The 19,035-nt window shown below is 43.8% G+C and carries 19 protein-coding genes and 1 pseudogene; 6 read left to right on the top strand and 14 right to left on the bottom strand.

Features of this window, described 5'->3' with window-relative positions:
* Positions 1-46 precede the first annotated feature (46 nt).
* From rfaE2 to AC04MN_RS02695, 9 genes and pseudogenes are all read right to left on the bottom strand, one after another.
* Positions 47-514 (bottom strand): annotated as a pseudogene (rfaE2, locus tag AC04MN_RS02735) (D-glycero-beta-D-manno-heptose 1-phosphate adenylyltransferase); the annotation flags it as partial.
* Between the two features lie 10 nt (positions 515-524).
* Positions 525-1,268 (bottom strand): RDD family protein, encoded by a 744-nt coding sequence (locus tag AC04MN_RS02730; protein WP_475381651.1) that lies wholly within the window; start codon positions 1,266-1,268, stop codon positions 525-527.
* A 14-nt stretch (positions 1,269-1,282) separates the two neighbouring features.
* A complete protein-coding gene (locus AC04MN_RS02725) occupies positions 1,283-2,083 on the bottom strand; it encodes an RsmE family RNA methyltransferase (RefSeq protein ID WP_475381650.1) in 801 nt (266 codons plus the stop codon).
* A gap of 2 nt (positions 2,084-2,085) precedes the next feature.
* Complete coding sequence (locus AC04MN_RS02720; protein ID WP_475381649.1) at positions 2,086-3,003, bottom strand: 50S ribosomal protein L11 methyltransferase; 918 nt, start codon at positions 3,001-3,003, stop codon at positions 2,086-2,088.
* On the bottom strand, positions 3,000-3,605 hold the full coding sequence (locus AC04MN_RS02715; RefSeq protein WP_475381648.1) for a hypothetical protein: 606 nt from the start codon (positions 3,603-3,605) through the stop codon (positions 3,000-3,002). Before AC04MN_RS02715 ends, AC04MN_RS02720 begins: the two co-directional genes overlap by 4 nt.
* Before the next feature lie 82 nt (positions 3,606-3,687).
* Positions 3,688-3,987, bottom strand: coding sequence for a hypothetical protein (locus AC04MN_RS02710; RefSeq protein ID WP_475381647.1), 300 nt, complete (start codon positions 3,985-3,987; stop codon positions 3,688-3,690).
* Between the two features lie 55 nt (positions 3,988-4,042).
* Entirely contained in the window at positions 4,043-4,951 is a 909-nt protein-coding gene (locus AC04MN_RS02705) for an EamA family transporter (RefSeq protein ID WP_475381646.1), read from the bottom strand.
* Between the two features lie 30 nt (positions 4,952-4,981).
* Complete coding sequence (locus AC04MN_RS02700; protein ID WP_475381645.1) at positions 4,982-5,878, bottom strand: pseudouridine synthase; 897 nt, start codon at positions 5,876-5,878, stop codon at positions 4,982-4,984.
* Positions 5,833-6,882, bottom strand: a complete 1,050-nt coding sequence (locus tag AC04MN_RS02695; protein ID WP_475381644.1) for a hypothetical protein — start codon at positions 6,880-6,882, stop codon at positions 5,833-5,835. Before AC04MN_RS02695 ends, AC04MN_RS02700 begins: the two co-directional genes overlap by 46 nt.
* A gap of 97 nt (positions 6,883-6,979) precedes the next feature.
* On the opposite strand from AC04MN_RS02695, the gene AC04MN_RS02690 reads away from it, so the two are divergent.
* On the top strand, positions 6,980-7,486 hold the full coding sequence (locus AC04MN_RS02690; RefSeq protein ID WP_475381643.1) for a hypothetical protein: 507 nt from the start codon (positions 6,980-6,982) through the stop codon (positions 7,484-7,486).
* Between the two features lie 158 nt (positions 7,487-7,644).
* A complete protein-coding gene (locus tag AC04MN_RS02685) occupies positions 7,645-9,561 on the top strand; it encodes a methyl-accepting chemotaxis protein (protein ID WP_475381642.1) in 1,917 nt (638 codons plus the stop codon).
* A gap of 50 nt (positions 9,562-9,611) precedes the next feature.
* Here the strand turns inward: AC04MN_RS02685 and AC04MN_RS02680 are convergent, their stop codons facing one another.
* Positions 9,612-11,441, bottom strand: coding sequence for a protein-disulfide reductase DsbD family protein (locus tag AC04MN_RS02680; protein ID WP_475381641.1), 1,830 nt, complete (start codon positions 11,439-11,441; stop codon positions 9,612-9,614).
* A gap of 59 nt (positions 11,442-11,500) precedes the next feature.
* On the opposite strand from AC04MN_RS02680, the gene motA reads away from it, so the two are divergent.
* Both motA and AC04MN_RS02670 read left to right on the top strand, forming a co-directional pair.
* Complete coding sequence (gene motA / locus AC04MN_RS02675; protein ID WP_475381640.1) at positions 11,501-12,406, top strand: flagellar motor stator protein MotA; 906 nt, start codon at positions 11,501-11,503, stop codon at positions 12,404-12,406.
* A 59-nt stretch (positions 12,407-12,465) separates the two neighbouring features.
* The gene (locus tag AC04MN_RS02670; protein ID WP_475381639.1) at positions 12,466-13,464 is read left to right on the top strand and encodes a flagellar motor protein MotB; all 999 of its coding nucleotides are present in this window, start codon (positions 12,466-12,468) and stop codon (positions 13,462-13,464) included.
* A gap of 27 nt (positions 13,465-13,491) precedes the next feature.
* On the opposite strand, the gene AC04MN_RS02665 is transcribed toward AC04MN_RS02670, so the two are convergent.
* On the bottom strand, positions 13,492-14,181 hold the full coding sequence (locus AC04MN_RS02665; RefSeq protein ID WP_475381638.1) for a TorF family putative porin: 690 nt from the start codon (positions 14,179-14,181) through the stop codon (positions 13,492-13,494).
* A 56-nt stretch (positions 14,182-14,237) separates the two neighbouring features.
* Here AC04MN_RS02665 and AC04MN_RS02660 point away from each other — a divergent pair, with 56 nt between their 5' ends.
* The gene (locus AC04MN_RS02660; RefSeq protein WP_475381637.1) at positions 14,238-15,080 is read left to right on the top strand and encodes a 3'-5' exonuclease; all 843 of its coding nucleotides are present in this window, start codon (positions 14,238-14,240) and stop codon (positions 15,078-15,080) included.
* Here the strand turns inward: AC04MN_RS02660 and AC04MN_RS02655 are convergent.
* A complete protein-coding gene (locus AC04MN_RS02655; RefSeq protein WP_475381636.1) occupies positions 15,077-16,012 on the bottom strand; it encodes a signal peptidase II in 936 nt (311 codons plus the stop codon). The two genes, AC04MN_RS02660 and AC04MN_RS02655, sit on opposite strands and share 4 nt — an antisense overlap.
* Before the next feature lie 97 nt (positions 16,013-16,109).
* On the opposite strand from AC04MN_RS02655, the gene dacB reads away from it, so the two are divergent.
* Positions 16,110-17,534 (top strand): D-alanyl-D-alanine carboxypeptidase/D-alanyl-D-alanine endopeptidase, encoded by a 1,425-nt coding sequence (gene dacB, locus AC04MN_RS02650; protein ID WP_475381635.1) that lies wholly within the window; start codon positions 16,110-16,112, stop codon positions 17,532-17,534.
* Here the strand turns inward: dacB and gloB are convergent.
* Entirely contained in the window at positions 17,531-18,229 is a 699-nt protein-coding gene (gloB, locus tag AC04MN_RS02645) for a hydroxyacylglutathione hydrolase (protein WP_475381634.1), read from the bottom strand. The two genes, dacB and gloB, sit on opposite strands and share 4 nt — an antisense overlap.
* 80 nt (positions 18,230-18,309) lie before the next feature.
* On the bottom strand, positions 18,310-18,936 hold the full coding sequence (locus tag AC04MN_RS02640; protein WP_475381633.1) for a TetR/AcrR family transcriptional regulator: 627 nt from the start codon (positions 18,934-18,936) through the stop codon (positions 18,310-18,312).
* Positions 18,937-19,035 lie beyond the last annotated feature (99 nt).

The following is a 19,035-nucleotide window of genomic DNA, read 5'->3' as shown; positions in this document are numbered from 1 at the left end:
TTTGAAATAAACGATAGCTTTAATAGGACCAACCCGGGCCGCAGGCTCAGGGGGCAGTTTTAGATTTATTGATTAGGTTTGTCGTGGATTTGCCATCCACAAACTGCAGTGACATAACTTGGCCGCCATTTTCCATGACAACATCAGCGCCGACGATGGATTCGATTTTCCAGTCGCCACCTTTGACTAAAATATCAGGAAGTACTTGTTTGATTAAATTCAGCGGCGTGTCCTCGGTGAACAGGACCGAGAAGTCCACGCAGCCAAGTGCTGCTAGAATTTCAGCTCTGTCATTTTCGATTTGTACTGGGCGAGTAGGGCCCTTAAGTCTTCGAACCGACGCATCTGAGTTCACTCCTACCACAAGGATATCACCCAGACGACGGGCCTCTTGAAGATAGCGAACATGACCTACGTGAAGTAGGTCAAAACAGCCATTTGTAAAAACGATTTTTTTGCCAGCGGAGCGAAGGGGGGCAAGTTTGTCAGCGATATTTTCAAATTGAGCTACTTGCCCCATCTATTTAAGCCTTTTTGTAAAGAACTGCTCCCGTTACTTTGCCTGCGATATCTTTTTTCAAAATATTGGAGACAAGTGGAAGCACGAAAAATCCAGTCAGAATATTTAGTAAAGTTCGAGCGGCTACGCGATAGCCATAAGCTATTTTGTTTTGTTCTTGGGGTTGTCCAATGCGTTGATCAAAAGCCCACTCACCTGGAGTACTGCCCATGATAAAACGATTGAAGGTCATGTAAACAACCGTCACTAGTGCAAAAATAGATGCCGTAGCTGCGTAGATCCAAGCGCTTGAATTAGGATTCGTTAAGTTACCGATCAAGTCGACTCGCGTGATAACCAAAAGGCTGATCATACACATAAGGCTTCCGGCAATCACAAGCATTGCATCCAAAAAGATAGCTTGGCCGCTAACTGTGGTTGCAACATATTGATCTTGAGCTGGCTTTTTGAGCACTTCTTTCGAGTTCTCGAAATCAAGACGTTTGTTGTTCTGAAGAGTCTTAAGAATTTCATCGACTGCTTTGCTTGTAGAGGTCTCTTCAACGATGGATTTGTTTTCCAACGCAAAATTTTTGCGAGGAAGAGGCGGAGATAAAGGATCCACAGTGTCTGTTTCCAGAAGATCTAAACCACTGTCTTTTAAAATGGGATCTAGGTGAGAATCCATTTTAAATTCAGCTTTCTTTTTGTGAAAGCCAAGTCCGTCCGTGATAGGTTTAAATTCGAATTCATCGAAGGGGTCTGTCATGGCCTCTCCTTTTCTCAGTTCATGAGGTCGAATTCATACTTTAGAGCCGAGACCAGTGCGATGCAAGCCGTTTCCACTCTGAGTACCTGCTTGCCGATCGTAACTGGCTCAAGTCCATGGCGTCGAAATTGTTCAACTTCTTGAAAAGAAAAGCCACCTTCGCTGCCAACAATAATCCAAATATTTGTAATATTGTGGACTGGACTATTGTCGGTACCTGAAACGTGTCCGTTTTTTTCAAAATTGCCCCTTACTTTTTGCAAGTAAGTCTTAACGCCATGGGTTGATTCACCCTCATAAGCAAATAGACCCAGGTTTTGGTCGTTTTGGTTAATTATTGTGAACAATTCTTCGAAAGGGATCGGAGCGTGAATTTTCATCAGATCGCCGCGACCACTTTGTTGAGTTGCAGAGCGTACGATTTTATCCCAACGGTCCGTTTTATTGGTCGAAATTTTATCTTCTTTTCTTAGGAAGCTGAACTCACTGAAAAAAGGAGTGATGGATTTTACCCCCATTTCAACCGCTTTTTCCATAATTGCATCCATGACGGGAAAGCGAGAAATCGAAAGCGCAATATGAATATGTGGAGTCGGCAAAGAAGGGATTTGTCTTTCTTCGTGAATGATCGCAGAAGCGGCCTTTCGGCTTACTGAGGTCACCTCGACAAAGTACGCTTTTGAGTCTTCAGTAAGTACTTCGAACTTGGATCCCACTTGTTGGCGGCAGACGTCAAAGATATGGTGAAGAACATCACCTGTGAAGTGAACTTCATTACCTTGAATATCTTTTTTTTCGATCCAGTAACGACGCATCTTTATACTTCCTCGGTCGCAACAGAAGACTGAACCCAATACCCAACCCATTCGTCTTTTTCAATGCGACGAACCACTTTTAGGTTCTTTGATTTTTCTATGAAGTTTTCGAAGAAGTGATCGTCACGTTCCTCTAGAATTCCTGTCAGTAAAAGATGGCCTCCGGGCCGCAAGACTCTTAAGAGCTCTTGTCGAATATTAATTAAGACTCCATCGATAATGTTGGCCACCACGACGTCGTATTGCCCCTTGGTTTCTTCAATTAAAGAATCTGGAACTTCTATTTCATCTAGCTTATTTAGTTTTACATTTTCTCGGGCAACACGACGGGCTTCAGGATCAATTTCGATGCCCTGAACCAAGCCAAATCCAGACATTCGAGCCAGCATCGCTAAAATTGCGGTTCCAGTTCCGACGTCTAAAAGAGTCCAGTCTTTGACTTCACCTTTGTGAGTTTCAGAAAGCTTATAAATAAAATGCGCCATCATTTGTGTTGTGGCGTGCGTGCCAGTTCCAAAAGCCATGCCTGGGTCGATATAGATCGGACGTTGGCATTCTGTGGGTTGTTTTAGCCAAGACGGAACGATCCAATAGGGGCCAACAAGTTTGGAAGCTTCGAAGCCTTTTTTCCACTCTTCAAGCCAGTCTTTTTGTTCTTCTTCGTGGATAGTTGACGAGATTTCGGGGCTAATCTCGGAGATAGCTTTAAAGAACGACTCCTCGGGCTGAGTTTCGAAAAACACGTCCATTTCGTGGCGAGGTCCATCGATGACTTTCGCGTCGTAGGTAAGATCGGGTTGGCTAAAACGCAAAGCTTCGGTGACTCCCGAAGCTTTGTGTTCAAAACATGTCGTAGTTAATATGTCTTCCAGATGGGCTGGAACGTGACTCAAGCGAACTCTAAAATAGTTATTACTCATAGCGATCTGGTGTTACCAGAATCCGCTGTTTTTTCAAGCATTTCAGATGGAACTTCGGCCTTTTCGGCAGCTTTTACAGGCGTCGCGGGCTTTGTCGTATCCCCCGGGGGTGGCGTAGCGGCTGTGGCCTGAGAAGGTGCTGGCGTCGGAGTCGGAGTGGCTTGTTGCGCAGGCGTTTCTAGTTCTGCGCTTTGAGGGCGTCGGCGTTTTTCGATATAGGCGCCGCCCAGATCAATTTTATCTCCAGTCATAATTCCGGTTTGTTCTAGCATTGGAGCCTCTTCCCTAGAGATAGGCTCCCATTCTCGAGCAACGGCGATTTTATTGTAGACCGCAATAATTTTAAGTTTGCCGACGGGGATTAGTATCTCCCCAAAAGATTGGCTTCCGCTAGCATCGCGGACGGAGACCTTTCGAAGCGCCGTAACGACAAGATTCTTCTTAAGGCCCGAACCTTCCCCAGCATTGATATAATAGTCACGGTAGACCGGTTCGACCTCTGACATCGGGATATTTCTGCGAACATCAATTACGGCAAGGTCCGCGGCCTGACAGAGGACGCTCCACCCCGAGAGAAATAAAAAAAGAAGCTGATTTTTCATAAAACCCTTTCCGTGGTTTCAGGCTTATCAGCTTCGTTATCGGTTGAATTTAAATGTATCTAAATAAGACTTTCGTGAAGAACTAATTGCCTTCGTTAACTAAAGATCCTTGGACAGAGCTATAGACCGTATAGCCATCCGCGGTTGTATGCTTCATCCCAGAAACGTAGGACCCTAAAGAGCTCTGAACGTAATAGATGTTGGCTCCGGAGCCTGCAGTTCCAGTTTGTTGAGAACCTGAAACTAATCCTGTTGTTTTCGCCGCACTGGCAAAAGGATCTATTTTTTCGACGGCTTGATTCAGGGATGTCAGACGAGCGTCCATTGAACAGGCCGAGATGAATGCGGATAGACCGACAATAACGAGCAAAGAATTTTTCACGATCGAATCCTCCTACTTGATAATTTATCGGAATTTTTTGATTAAATCTTGAGGCTTAAAAGAGTGTCTCGCTTTGAGACGAATGGATGTAGGTTTTTACGAATAAAGAGCCGATTAGGATGCCCGCTCCCAGGAACTGGGTCCAGGTAAAGCTTTCGTTCCAGATAATGACACCCATGATGGTTGCGGTCACGGGCTCGATCATAGTTAAAAGTGCAGCTTCCGAGTTCTTCATTTTTTGCAGCCCTGCAAGGACTAGAGTCAACGGTAGAATGGTGCAAACCAATGCGATCCCGACGATTGCGAGGCCGCCAGTCGGTGTTAGTTTTAAAATATTGGGGAAGTGAGGCTGATGCCAAAAGTTCAAAGCTAAAGCCGAAAAAGTGATCACATACAGGCTTGAAGTGATGGGGCGAATAGTTTTTTGAAGTCGTCCGCTTACGACGATATAAATAGCATAGCAAAGAGCCGACCCGAGGCCTGCTAAAATAGCCGCAGCATTGGTGACTGAAATATGCCCCCACAAAAGTAGGGATAATCCCATGGTAGCTATGGCTAGAATGATCCAATCCATTTTTTTGATTTCTTCGTGTTTAAATAGGGCCGAGATCAGTGTCACCCAGATTGGATAAGTATATAGTAGCATTGCAGCCAGCGCGATGCTGACTCCTTCGATGGCAGTAAAATAAAGTGTCGAAAAAACGGCATATCCAAAGATGCCAAGAAGCGCCGAAATTAAAAGCTGAAACCAGCTGATTTTAATCCAAGTTGGATGCACCAGTATGAACCAGGCCCATAACAAAAGACCGGCAAGAGCAAAGCGAAAAGTCAGAAGCTCTCCGATGCTTAGCCCTGCTGAGTAGGCCAATTTTCCGAAGACCCCTAAGAAGCCGAAAGCAATGCTTGCGATTATTAACTGAAGGCGGCCTAGATTACTTGAAGAAATTGGAATTCTAAATTTCATCGTCGACCGTCCTTTGGTTATAACAAAATATTATGGACTATTTTTTTTAATTTTCAATTTGGTTGATGGCTTGGCATTTCTTTTTGCCACTTTTTTAGCGCCAGACTTTGCAGGCTTCTTTGCCATTGTCTTCGGACCCTTCTGACCTTTTTTGATCAGCTTAAGTTCTTCAGGAAGATCTGGCATAAAGATACGCTCGATAGCTGCTTGATTTAAAAACACGAGCTCACCAACAGGAAGTGCACCAAGGCGAAGACGGCCGATGGCCACTCGTTGAAGCTTCATGACGTCTAACCCGATTTTGGCAAACATCTGGCGAACCTGACGGTTTTTTCCTTCTGTAATTACGATTTTGTACCAGTCATATTTATCAGATTTTTTGTCGCCCGTTGGCTTGATCTTTTCGATATGTTTAGCGGAAACACGTCCACCGATGATCGAAACGCCGCGGCGAAGTTTATCAATATGGTGAGGTTCGGGTTTGCCACTAAGCTTTACTAGGTATGATTTTGTGACTTCCTTTTTTGGGTGAGTGACTTGGTTTGCAAACTCGCCATCGTTGGTTAGTAGCAAAAGTCCTTCAGAGTCCCAGTCAAGACGACCGACGGGAAAGACGCGAAATGGGATCTTATCAAGATAGTCAGCTACCGTCGGGCGTCCATGAGGATCGTCCATCGTTGTAAGAACGCCTTTTGGTTTGTGAAACATAGCATAGATCTTTTGTGAAACAACCTTGATAGGTTTGCCTTCAACCATGATTTTATCTTCTTGTGGATCTACTTTAATCCCAAGTTCGTAGACTTTACGGCCATTAACGGTGACAAGACCGTCTTCAATCAGGCGATCTGCGGCTCTGCGGGATGCAATTCCACAGTCGGAAATTAGTTTGTTAAGTCGTACTTTGTTATCGGCGTTATTCTCAGACATTCTTCATTGGCCTCTGTTATAGATTTGGACGATCGAATCATTTCCTCAGCCAGCTTTTCAGCATTAGGTGCCGGTCGAGCGATTTGGCTGGCGTGACGAAGGTCTTTTATCAGAAGAGCCAGAAGTTTGTCACCCAAGAAGACATTTTCCAGGGCGGTTTCAGCTTGGTTGAGGACAATAGAGGACCATTTCAGTGCCTCAGAGTTGCCCTGTTGAACCAGAGCACAAGTTCTTTCAAGCTGAGAAGTCAGATCTTGGTAAAAAGGGTCTGAGCGTCGGTCTAAAAAGAACTGCTCTAGGCGTTTAATCGGGTATAGAAGGCGCGTTTGCTCTTTAAGGGGGTCATTTTTAAGTTCCAAAAGCTTTTGGAATACGTAGCCTCGAATGAGCTGCCCTGTGACTCGATCATTTTGCACCTTAAACTGCGCCGTAATATAGGGGGCGACCTCAATTTTCTGAGTTTTTGAAGGATCGAGCTCTAATTCTGGAGTGTAAAAAAGTCCAAGATCTCGGCGCAGGGGAACCAGTTTACCCTGGCGAACCGTAAACTTTTTATCAAAAGTGCGAACATCCAGGCTTCGGTCTTCTTTTAAGATGATCGCAATGGCCCGTTTGTTTTGGTCAGAAACAATGCGAATCTTGTCTCCGGCAGCATACTGCGTTTTTAGGTACTCTTGAACCAGCTCGACAAGGTCTGAAAACTGTTCGATCTCTATGAGTTGTGAAAACTGTGGAAAATGAATCGGGGATAGATCGAATTTTTGTTGGTAAAAGCCATTAAAGTTTTCCAGTAGGAACTGAACTTCGTGTCCTAAAGGATTCTTATTTGTCGCCCAATGTGGGTAGTCCATGCAATAGGCAAAAAACAAATCAATAAACTCGGGGGTGAGTTCTTGTTCGGGGGCTCCATAGCCACGCAAAAAGTTGAAAAAGCAAAGACGCGTAGGCGTGTTTTGCGGATTAAGATCCGATACAAATTTGATGAGTTGTCCGACTTTAAGCATAATTCTGGTTAAACATTATGAATGTTTGAATTTTGTGTCCAGAGAAATTATCCTAGTTATGGAATTGACATCGTGAATGATCAGCTTGGAGTGGGAAATGCAAAAGGAATTGAATCCAGATTTGTTCGGCGAACGTAAAGTGACTCAAAAAACGACCCAGAATCAACCCGCAGGGGCCTATGCTACTCAGGGGGCGGATTGGCTATCGATGGATCGCCAGATGATGGATCTTCGTACCCAGATTCAACACATCGTTGAACAGGTCAATAAAATGGCGGCGAACGTCAATGAACAGCTTAAAAATACGACAATGCGTATGGAACGCTTCCAGCAGCAAATGACTCGTCTCGAGCAAAACCACAATGGATTGGCTCAAGAGTCTGGTCAAAAAATTGCGCAGCTCAATCTTCGCATGCAAGAAAAGAAGGCCCTTGAATTGAAGGTTCAAGAAATGTTGGATCGTCATAATAACGTGGTCCGCAGTTTTGAAGTGCGTATGACTCATTTGCAAAAATTGCTTTCTGAAAAAGAGGCGCAAGCTGCAGCGGCTCAACAAGCATTGAATGAAACAAAAATGGAAATTGCCCGCTTAAAACGTCTTTAATCTCAATTTAAAACAGATTGGGTAAAATGAGAAAACCTCAATCTGTTTGGTTGAGGCTGGACTGGACTAGACAGTACATTACCGCAGTTTAAATAATTATGTGTGATTTGATGCCTTAATATTGAAGTGTTTGGAATTTTCAATGTTAAGGAGATCCTATGTTAGGTTTTTCACGGCTTTCTTTACGTATGCGGTTGTTGTTGCCAATTGTGGCTTTGGCCGTTCTTATTTTTTCTGCGATGACATTCTTTTCTGCTCTTCGAGCCAAAGAGTTAGTGACCGGCGAAGCGAAGCAGCGTTTGGATCGCGAGGTTAAAAGCGCCGCCGGCGAGGTTCGTCGGGCATTAGAATCCCCACTTTATGTAGCTAACGGTTTGAAAGTGCAGATTGATGAAGAATTGGCTCATGGGGAAACCGATCGGACACGTATCATTCATACAATCCGTGCCCTTATTGAAGCCAATAAGAACCTCATTGGTGTCTGGGTCGGAAGCAAGGTCAATGCCTTTGATGGCAGGGACGCCGAGTTCTTGAAAAAGAATGAATTCCATAATGATTCGGGCCGATTTATTCCTTGGTATGCTCGTGCTGGAAGTGAAATTAAATATGCGCAGCTAACAACGGACGGAGATGGCGCACTTGATGAAGCTGCGTACTACAAGCTTCCAATGGAGCGTGGTAAAGCCACGATTATAGAGCCTTATATCGATAAAGTGGACAATGTTCCAACGATGATGACATCGTTTGTAATTCCTGTTCGCAAAAAAGGCGAAATCATCGGGGTCGTTGGGGTCGATGTCGCATTAAGTGCAATGCAAAAGATCGTGAGTGATTTAAAACCTTATCCAGGAAGTACGGCGTACTTGTTGTCTTCCGATGGAAAGTTTGTTTCTCACCCACAGACTGATCTTTTAACGAAGGAAGCTAGCTTCTCGCTCTTTAATTCGGAAATCCTTGAATCGGTAAAGAAAGGGGAATCCTTCGAAAATCTTGGTAAAGACCCTGACGGGACCGAGTATTTTGTGAACACGGTTCCGATTGTCGTTGGCGACACTGGGCAGGTATGGTCCTTGGTCTTAAAGACACCGGCGAGAGAAGTTTTGTCAGCCGTAACCCAGCTACTTATGATCATGGTAGTTTCTTCAGTGGTAGGGCTTTTGGCAATGGTGGTGACGGTCTTCTTGATTGGTCAGTCTATTAGTAAAATCCTTACTCAGATTTCTCACGAATTGGGTGGCTCTTCGGATACAGTGACCCAGGCTATCGAGCAGCTTTCAATTGCGGGTTTATCGTTGTCTCAGTCTTCTAGTTCTTCCGCTGCTTCGCTAGAAGAGACCGTGGCCTCTTTAGAAGAGCTGACTTCTATGGTTAAAATGAACTCGGATAATGCGAAGCAAGCGGCCGCTTTATCAGCAACATCGACAGAGTCTGCCGTTCACGGTGAAAAAGAAATGCAAGAGCTAGTTTCGGCAATGCACGAGATCTCGCAATCATCCAAAAAAATTGAAGAGATCATTAATGTTATTGACGATATTGCCTTTCAAACCAATCTGTTGGCTTTAAATGCTTCCGTAGAGGCGGCCCGAGCTGGAGAGCACGGTAAAGGTTTTGCTGTTGTTGCGGATGCAGTTCGAACTTTGGCGCAAAGGTCAGCATCGGCAGCCAAAGATATCACCTCACTGATTCGCGAGTCCGTAGAGCGAATTGAAAAAGGAACTCAGCGCGCAGATAAATCAGGCGAGGTGCTAAAAACCATAGTCAATTCCGTTAAAAAAGTTGCAGATTTAAATAATGAAATCGCTGCAGCTAGCGAAGAACAGTCCCATGGAATTGGGCAGATTTCGAAAGCGATGAATCAACTTGATCAATCTGTGCAGTCGAATGCGGCCTCATCTGAAGAGATCGCTTCGACCGCCGAAGAGATCCGTTCGCAGGCGCGAGTCATGAACCATGCAACTAACGAATTAAGAGTGGTCGTAAACGGCGGCGAGATGTCTGGACAATTAGAGGCAGGGCATGAGCCTCAATCATCAGTCGATGAACTGTCAGAAGCGAATAGTAAACAGAATGTCTAAGTATTAGTTGCAGTTTTAAATAAAAGAAGGCTTTTAGCGAAGGCCTTCTTTTATTTTATTGCCTCTTGAAGTCTCAAAGAGAAATCTCTTGGCTCTTCAAATTGAGTCAGCGTCAGGCGAGACTGCCAGATTCCAGACTTATCAAAGAACAGAATCGTTGGTAGGCCTTGAATTCCGTATTTCTTTTTTAATGCCTGAAGTTCGGGGCTGTCTTTTGTGGCGTCGAATTTTAAAAAAGTAAAATTACTTGCCAGTGATTCAATCACAGGATCTGTGAAGGTTTTCTCTTCCATTTCATGGCAGGCGGCACACCACTCGGCCCAAAAATCTATGACTATGGGTTTTCCAATCTCTACGGCTTTTTGAAATTCAACTTCGCTGTAGGCTTTCCATTCGATTTTTGATTTCTGATTGATCGATGCACTTCCAACTAATTGACTGTAGATATAGGGCCGAAGATTTAGGACGCCTATAGTTAAATATGCAAAGCCAACAAAAAGTATCGCTTGCATCATGCCTTTGCGAATATGGTGAAGAGTGTTTTTTGAAGACATGAATGCGCCAAATGCGCTTGCGACTATTACTAAACCTAACCCCAGTGCTATGTCATGCCAGCGGCTTGGAATAAGAAGTCCAAGGTAGTAGTAAAAAGCTCCTAGCATCAGTGATCCTAAGCTGAACTTAAATAGATCCATCCAAGGACCGGAGCGAGGAAGCTTCTTGGCAAGCTCGCTGTAAACTCCCAGCACCAAAAAAATCAGTCCTAATCCTAAAGCGTAAGTGAACAAAAGAATAAATCCTAAAAAGGCATTCTTTGTGACCGACACATAGGTCAAAATTGCAACTAACACTGGGCCAACGCAAGGACTGGCAACAATGCCGGCAAATAATCCTGTAAGATAAGCGCCAATGGGATTTGCTTTAGTTTTCTTTGATCCAATTTTATTTCGAATAAAAGCAGGCATCTGAATTTCAAAAAGACCATACATTGAAAGAGCCATAGCGAAAAGCAGTAAGCAGATACCAGCAAGGACGAAAGGATTTCCTAAACTTGCGCCGAAGACACCTCCACCCAAAGCAGCCAACACACCGAACAGCGAATAGGTTGTGGCAATGCCAAGAACATAAGTCAGGCTATAGAAGAAATTTTGAAGGCGGGTTCTTTTTTCAGCATGATGACCCAGAACCGCCAAGGTTATTGGGATCATTGGGAAGATACATGGAGTAAAACTAGTAAGCACACCAGCTAGAAATACAAACAGTAAACTTGGCAGGATTCCAAGGCTTAACCAATCTTGAAAGCTTTCAGAGCTTAAAAAGCTAGGTTTGTTTGCTAAGGGTTTTTGTGGGTCCGACTCTTTTAGGACATTTAAAGAGGCCGTATTTTCAACTCCGATAAGTTGAATTGGAATTTCAAAAGTTTTAGTGGTTGGAAATAGGCAAAATTGATCCGAGCAAGCTTGGTAAGTTAGCTCGGCTTTGAAGCGGGTGTAGTTTTTGTTAAATCGGTGAGGGGCCTCGATAAGAACTTTGGCCGTCGCCGAGCCAATGATTCCCTTTTTTCGTTTCTTTAAAAATTTATCATCCCATTCGCTGATTGGCGAAATCTTTAGATCCCCAGACTTAAATCCATCTGGTTCAAAAATAACTAATTTGAACTGATCCTCGTAGGCGCGATACCCCGGCGGAAGTCGAAGGTCTAGTTTCAATTCGCCGGATTGCCCAACATTCCAGACATTTGTACTGAAGCTGGCAGTGATCGTTAGGGGGTTGTTTTCGTCAAACTGCTCGGTTTGGACCTGAGACCATGCCAAGCTACAAAATACCGAGAGTCCAACAATAGCACCTATGAGTTTTGAACCGAAAAAAGTGGATGTCATAATAGGTCTATTCTACCCCGACGACAGACTAGATTCAATGGCAACCACTTAATAGTTCAGTGTTTCAAGCCGATATAAAAACTGAAGAGGTACTACACATGGGATTTGTAGGTATTATAGTCGTATTTGTCATGGTTTTTGGCGCCTTCATTATTGCTGGTGGTCATATCATGGTCATTGTGAAGGCAGCTCCAATTGAGTTGATGATCATCATGGGAGCCGCGTTTGGAGCCTTCATCATTGGTAACCCAATGAAGACGATAAAAATGAGCTTCAAACTTGGAATTCATGCTCTGACAGCCAAGGGGCCTTCAAAGCAAGATTACACAGAACTTCTGCAGCTGCTGTTTCAGCTCTTTCAGGTCTTCAGAAAAGAAGGACCTCAAGGAATTGAAAAACATATTGAAAAGCCTGAAGCCTCTGACATCTTCAAAGCTTATCCCAGCTTTATGAAGAATCACCACGCGGTTCACTTTCTTTGCGACACGATGAAGATCACCTTATCAGCAGAACTTTCTCCGTATGACGTAGATGATCTGCTAGGTAACGATATTAAAGCAATTCATGCTGAAGAGCATGCGGCTCAGCACGCCATTCAGAATATGGGTGAAGGGGTTCCGGGACTTGGTATCGTTGCCGCGGTTTTGGGTATCGTAAAAACGATGGGTCACTTGACCGAAGGGGTTGAGGTCATCGGTAAACTAATCGGTGCCGCTCTGGTTGGTACGATGTTAGGGGTTTTCCTTGCTTATGGATTGATTGGTCCTACGGCAGGAAAAGTGGCTTCGGATTTAGATGCTGAAGGCCGTTATTTAGAGTGCATTCGTCAGGCGATGATTGCCCTTCAACGTGGAGCCCCGCCACTGGTTTGTGTCGAGTACGCGCGTCGTTCGATCACTCCAGAGGAAAGACCTACGTTTGAAGAAATGGATAAAGCGACTAAAGAGGCTAAGAAAGCCGCCTAGTAAAATAGGATCAGGCTCTGTAGGGAAAAACTTTGCAGAGCCGAACACGGAGTGGAGTTATGGCAGAAAAGAAACCGATGATAGTTATCAAAAAGATCAATGTGGTCGGTGGAGGGCACCATGGTGGTGCTTGGAAAGTGGCGTTTGCTGACTTTATGACTGCGATGATGGCCTTCTTCCTGGTTATGTGGCTATTGGGTCAATCGGATTCAACAAAGAAAGCCGTATCGGACTATTTCTCGACTCCTTCTGTGATTGAATATAACTTTCAGAACTACGGCGCAGAAATCACTCTTGAAAAACTCTTTCTTGATTTGGTTAACGAGCCATTAAAAGCATTTCAAAGTTTCATGGAGCCTGCAGATAAAACTCCTAATTTGCTAGATATGGGAAGTGCAAAAGTTGTTGCGTCTTATATGGCCGAACAATTAGGAGAAATCGCCAAAAATACGATCGTTCATGAAGACGGATTTCAGTTTGATCTTCCTGATGTCGAGCTTTTCGAGCGTGGCACCTCAGTGCCTACTGCAAAGTTTGTGGTGATTATGGGTAAGGTTCGAAGTGTCGTCAGCGGTCTTAAAGATGCGACAATCGAAATTGATTCAAGAATGTTCGTTCAGGCCGTGCCGGATCAGAATCCAGAGACCGCATTAAGGGTCGCCTCAGAGCGATTGGATATTGTTCGCAATAAAGTTTTGGCCTCTCTAGAAAATAACAGCGTGTCTGTAAAAGGCACAACGAATGTCAAAGAGAAAAAAGGCGAAGTGGATCCCGCTAAACTTGTTGGGATGATTTCAATTCGAGTAAAGATGAATCCATTGGATTCAGATGGTAAGCCCAGAAGAAAGCTTGAAACAATGTTGGGGCCATCGAAAGTTGACATGAAAGCCTATAATGATCTTGTAAAAGATGTGAATCGTCGCCAGCAAGAGCGCGCTAAAGAGAAGCAAGAGTTTTTAGAAAGTATTGGCGCAAAGCCGAAGAAGCAAGAGGCGGAACCTCCTGTTAAAGAAGGTTATGACCCGAACTTAGCGAATCCAGCAGATGAGGCCTTGTAAGGGCCTCTTTCTTTTAAAAGTGAATGATTAGAATTCAGCCTTGGCTGCTAGAATAAGAAAGTAGCCACTGCGCTCGCCAACCTTAGTTGATGTTCCAGTGACTCCAGCAGACCAAGTGATTTGAGGCCCTTTATTTTTTAATGCCACCGCCATATCAAAGTAATCCCCAACAGCTGTGGATTTAGTTTGAGTATATCCTACGGTCGTATCAAGCTTCCAATCCCCGAAAGCATTGAAGTCCGTTCCGAAGCCATACCAGGTGCCTCCGCTGGCGGTGCCTTCCCAGTTGCTGAATTTTTCGTAAGAGGTTCGGAAACCAAATGTATCTAACGTGAAGCCGAAAATATCCCCGTTCCGGGCGGAAGACTTGAAATATTTATCCATCGTATATTTAAGGGTCAGGTTGGCATTCGGAGAGAAAGTGATTTTAATATCAGATAAAACTTTAAGGTTGAAGTGTGCATCTTCGTTAAGATAGCTCACATTGGACCCCGAAGTGCCGATTCTAAACTGCGACCCAAAATTAAACCAAAACGAAGCTAAGAGTGCTGGATCCTTCTTTGTGTGCGTGAGCCCGCGCTGGATGTAGTTAGTCATCAAAGTGGCATCGCCAGACATTCTGAATGTTGGAGCCGTGCCTGCACCAGTTTGCGCTTGGCTTGTGACCGATAAAAGAATAAAAGCCAGTCCGAGGGCTTTGCTAAGTAATTTTCGCATGGACCTTCCCATGTTGGATAACTATAATAGTTTGACTGAAGCAAAGAGCAAACTCAATGACAAATATCGATCTGAATAAACCGATTTCTGAATACACTTTTTTAGCCTTTGATCTGGAGACCTCCGGAGCCTATCCTGTGGGATCTGATATTGTCGAGTTCGGAGCGGTAAAGTGGCGAGGGGGCCAAGAGGTTGGACGCTTGCAGTTTTTGTTTAAACCTCGAGAGCCGATGAGTGACTTCAATATGAGTATTCACGGTATTACCAACGAGATGGTGGCAGAAAGTCCATTAATTGGTGCCCATATAAAAGAGATTCACGAGTTTTTTAAAGATGCTGTCGCTGTTGCCCATCATGCTCCTTTTGATATGGGTTTTATGGCGGTCGAGTTTGAACGAGCCCATTTGCCATTACCTACAGAGCCCGTATTGTGCACGTCACTACTAGCCCAGCGCTGGATTACTGGAACGGAAAATGTACGACTTCAGACTTTGGTCAAGCACTTCAAGTTAGATGGTGGAGCGGCTCATAGAGCCTTTGACGATGCGAAGTCTTGTCTTTTTGTACTATTCGAGATCATGAAGAAAATGGGACCAGAGTATACTCTGCAAAAAGCTCTTGAAAGTATGGGCAAGCCTTTGCATTGGCAGCTTTATTCAGTATTTGGTCATCCGGATCGACGTTTCAAAAATCTTTGCGAGGCTATCTACACCCGCAGAAATGTCGAGATGGTTTATCAAAAAGGCGGTGGTGGGCGAACTGAGATTCGTCTAGTGCGGCCCATCGGTGTGGTTAGAAATCCCGATGGCGATTATCTTTTAGCGCATTGTTTGAAGGATCAGGCTGATAAAAGATTTTATATTTCAAAAATTTCAGATGTTGTCGTGGCTTTAAGTTAGTTTCCGTCTTCATCCTTATATTCTACAACCTGAACAGTTCGTTGAGCTTTAATCTCGGCAAGACGTTTTTGGACTTCTTCAGCAAGCTCTTCTAAATGTTTAAATTCGTCTCCGGCGCGAAGCTTCAGCCCTTTTGCATTGCCTTGCAGGGCTTCGTCCAGAAATCTTTCAAATGCATAAAGTGGACCGGCAATGCGGTGGGAAATTAAGCGTCCGACAGCAAATAGAATCGCGCAGAAAGCAAGGCAGATAATCACGAAGGTGATTATATACGGGCCTAAAAACTTATTGAGCATCTGTGGATTGTTTCCAATAAGTTCTGCAATTGTGACTCTCATATAGGTGTAGGAAAATACCAAACTGATTGTTGTAAGGGATAGGCCCACTCCCATTAAAAACAAGCTATATTTAATTTGAAAACGATAATTGACCCAATATTGCTTGCGAACATTGTTTTCTGGCCATAGCAATTCCCCTTCGCGAATCACAGCCCATACGATCATAAGATAGCCCACCCACTGAAGGGCATCTGCAATATTGAAGGCAGGGGAAGACAGCTGGGGAGTTCCCACGACTATAAAGTCGACAACATATCCGTGGATGATTCTGTCAGTGACGTTTCCAATAATTCCACCAATCAGGGTGCTTAGGCCCGCACGTAGAGTCAGTGATTTAATTGGCAAAAGATATTGTATAATAGCGTAGGTGCATAATAGAAAAGCGCCGCCGGTGGATAAAGAAACAACCCGAAGTACTGCCGGTAAGTCCGAGAACAAGCCCAACATCGCTCCGTGGTTATGATGAAGCATAAAGTGTAGGTATCCAAACGAGCGCACTCCAGTTAATGTCATCGCCCACTCTTTGGTGATAAAATCAGATAGCCAAACAAAAATCAAAGGAAGGACAACTAAAAACCATTCGCGCTTTTTCATATTCCTAATGCTAACTTTCATGTCGGGTGCTGGGCAACTTGCACTTGCTTGCCATGCCTTTAGTCGATAGCATTTCATGGAATATCAAGGATGTATTATGAATAAGTTTATCGTTTTGACGTCGATTATTTTATCAGTTCAGTTCTCTGTGGCTTTGTCGGCTTCCAGTGGGTTCAATCAAAAATCCTTTGAAGAAGTGGCGGCTAAGTACAAGATTAAACTTTCAGATTTAGGGGTTAAAGCGACCATCGGTGAAGGGGAAGATCAAAAGACTTTAGTCGAGGTAAGTCCGAGTCAAAAAATGATTCCCGCCTCCATTACAAAGGTTGTGACGGCTTCAAGCTTTTTGGAAAATGTACCTCCAGGAACAAAGATAAAAACGAAATTGTTTGGTGACGGCAACATAAAGGGTAGCACTCTAAAAGGAAATCTCTACTTAAAAGGCGGAGGTGATCCCTCTTTCGTATCTGAAAATATGTGGTTTTTGGTTAACGCCTTTTTGCGCTCTGGTGTTCGCGTGATCGAGGGGGATCTTGTTGTTGATGATTCATTATTTGATAATCGCAGATACGACGAAAGTCGCCAAAAAGAGCGTGTAGATCGTGCTTACGATGCGCCTGTTGGTGCGATGTCATTTAATTGGAACTCTGTAAATATTTTTGTTCGCCCGGGGGATTCCGTTGGAGCTAAGGCGGAGGTATTTATAGATCCTGAAAACGATTATATTCAGTTAACCAATAAAGCGACGACTTCAGCTGGAGCCGGTAATAATTTGATAGCGGATCGCAAAGATTTGAAAGAGGGCGATTTAATTTCTGTGGGCGGAAAATTAGGGGTTAATAGTCCCGAAATTGCAGTTTTTAAGAATATTACAAGTCCCGATTTATGGGCTGGCTCAAATTTAAAATCTTTTTTAAAGCAACGAGGAGTCGAAATTAAAGGCAAGATTCGCAGTGGCAAGACGCCAGATAAAGCAGTTCAGTTGGCTGAATCAGAAAGCAAATCCATTGAGCAAATGGTGGCTGATATGAATAAGTTTTCAAACAACTACGTAGCCGAAATGCTGACCAAGCTAATGGCTTCATTTGCGGGAAAGAATCCCGCAACGCTGGCTGACGGTATGACTTTAATTAACCAGCATATGAGGGACCTAAAAGTCCCTTCAACTGAATATGAATTATACAACCCATCAGGCTTAACTCGTGACAATAAGATGTCAGCAAATGCCGTGTGGATGGTTCTTAAGCATCTTCGGAACGATTTTCGAGTGCAGCCCGAGTTTTTAACAAGCTTGCCAATAGCGGGCGTCGATGGAACTTTGAAGCGACGAATGAAGAATGGAGTCGCCGAACGCTGGGTTCGAGCTAAAACAGGTTTCTTGACGGGGGTTGTGACCTTGGCCGGTTATGCTGGACGTGCAGATGGTCAGGTTGTGACATTTACGTTCATCTATAATGGCTCGGTGGATGACTCTAAGGTCCGTGCTTTTTATGACGAGGTACTTGAAAAAGTTGTTAATTAAAAAAGATTTCTTTTTTTGCGAAGGTCGGTGAATTCGGCCAGATCTTTGGATTTTAAAAATGGATTCCACTCTTTTTCTATACCTAGTAAGAGTGGAATTTTTTTTGCATTTTCGTATTCGTTTAAATTTTTCTCTGGATGGAGCGATTGAAAGAAAAGTGAATTTGCAAAAGTGTAGTCGTGCGAGCAAAAAATCGAGGTGTGATCTGGAAGTTTTGAAATTCTTTGAAGACTAGAAAAAGATTCCTCGTAGGTGCCCTTGAAAATTCTTCCACACCCCAAGTGAAAAAGGGCGTCTCCTGAAAAGAGCCATTCCTGCTTGCGGAAGTAAAATCCAATTTGTTCGGACGTATGACCTTGAAGGTTCAAGACTTCCACTTCACTTGAAAGAAGAGAGAAAGGGTCGTTCGGACTAACTATTTGTGAGTAGAATTTTTTAACATTCTGCGGTCCTCCAATAACTTGGATTCCAGGATGATTTTTTAGTAAGCGCTCTACCCCACCTATATGGTCGTCATGTTCATGAGTGACTAGAATCCCTTCTAGTTTTAGTGATCTTTCACGCAGAAAGTATTCAACAGTGGTGGCTTCGCCGGGATCAACAACCCAGCACGAAGAATCGTTGTGAATAAAAAAGAGGAAGTTGTCCTCGAATATCGGCTTTATGGTAACTTTGATGCCCAGCTTTTCTGACATATCTACATATTATTCTATTTAATAAAAATAAAAAAGCCCTGTAGAAACAGGGCTAAAAGTGTCGTAGGTGTGTGCATTTTTTAAGGAGTTACATCGAGATACTTTAAAAACAGTGTCTCAATTTCATTAAGTAGCGCCTCATCCTTGTCAAACTCGGGGTGATTGATTGCAAAACTGTTCATCATACCGATAAATGTATTGATGAAGACGAACGAGATCTTTTCAGCATTTCTGCCGGGAAGGGCTGGAAGAGCTGATTTAGCCATATCTTCAAAATACTGAGTTTGCTCGCGAAGGTAATTCGAATCTGCAAGGTAATATTGAACTGTTAATAGTTTCGAGCGCAATTCTGCATTTGCTTTTAGTACATCGAAGCCAAGGCGGATCATCGCGCGAACTCGTTGATCAGGACTTAGCCCCAAGATTGAAGGCATTCTGTCAGCAGCAAGTTGGCGGTCTTGTTCGTGCATCTGCTTAATAACAGCCAACACAACAGATTCTTTGTTTCCAAAGAATTGGTACAAAGACCCAATGCTGACTCCTGCCTCTTTAGCAATTTTGTCAGTCGTGATGTTGTAGAAACCTTCTGTTAGTAGAAGACGAGAACAAGCGTCGAGGATCGTCGTTACTGTTTGACGAGATCTTTCCTGAGTTGGCGTCTTAAGGACAATTTTGGTTTTTTTGGTCTTTTGGTTCTGTTGTAACATTTTATGCAAATCTCCCTCGCAAAATGTAAGAAACTTGAGGAAGTTATGCAAGTCTGTAATGAACTAGACTAGGCGAAAGAGTGATTTTTTGATCCGATT

The sequence above is a fragment of the Bdellovibrio sp. ZFWA1 genome, assembly GCF_056175665.1.
Note: the sequence above shows the minus strand (reverse complement) of the source record. Positions and strands in the feature narration are given on the sequence as shown.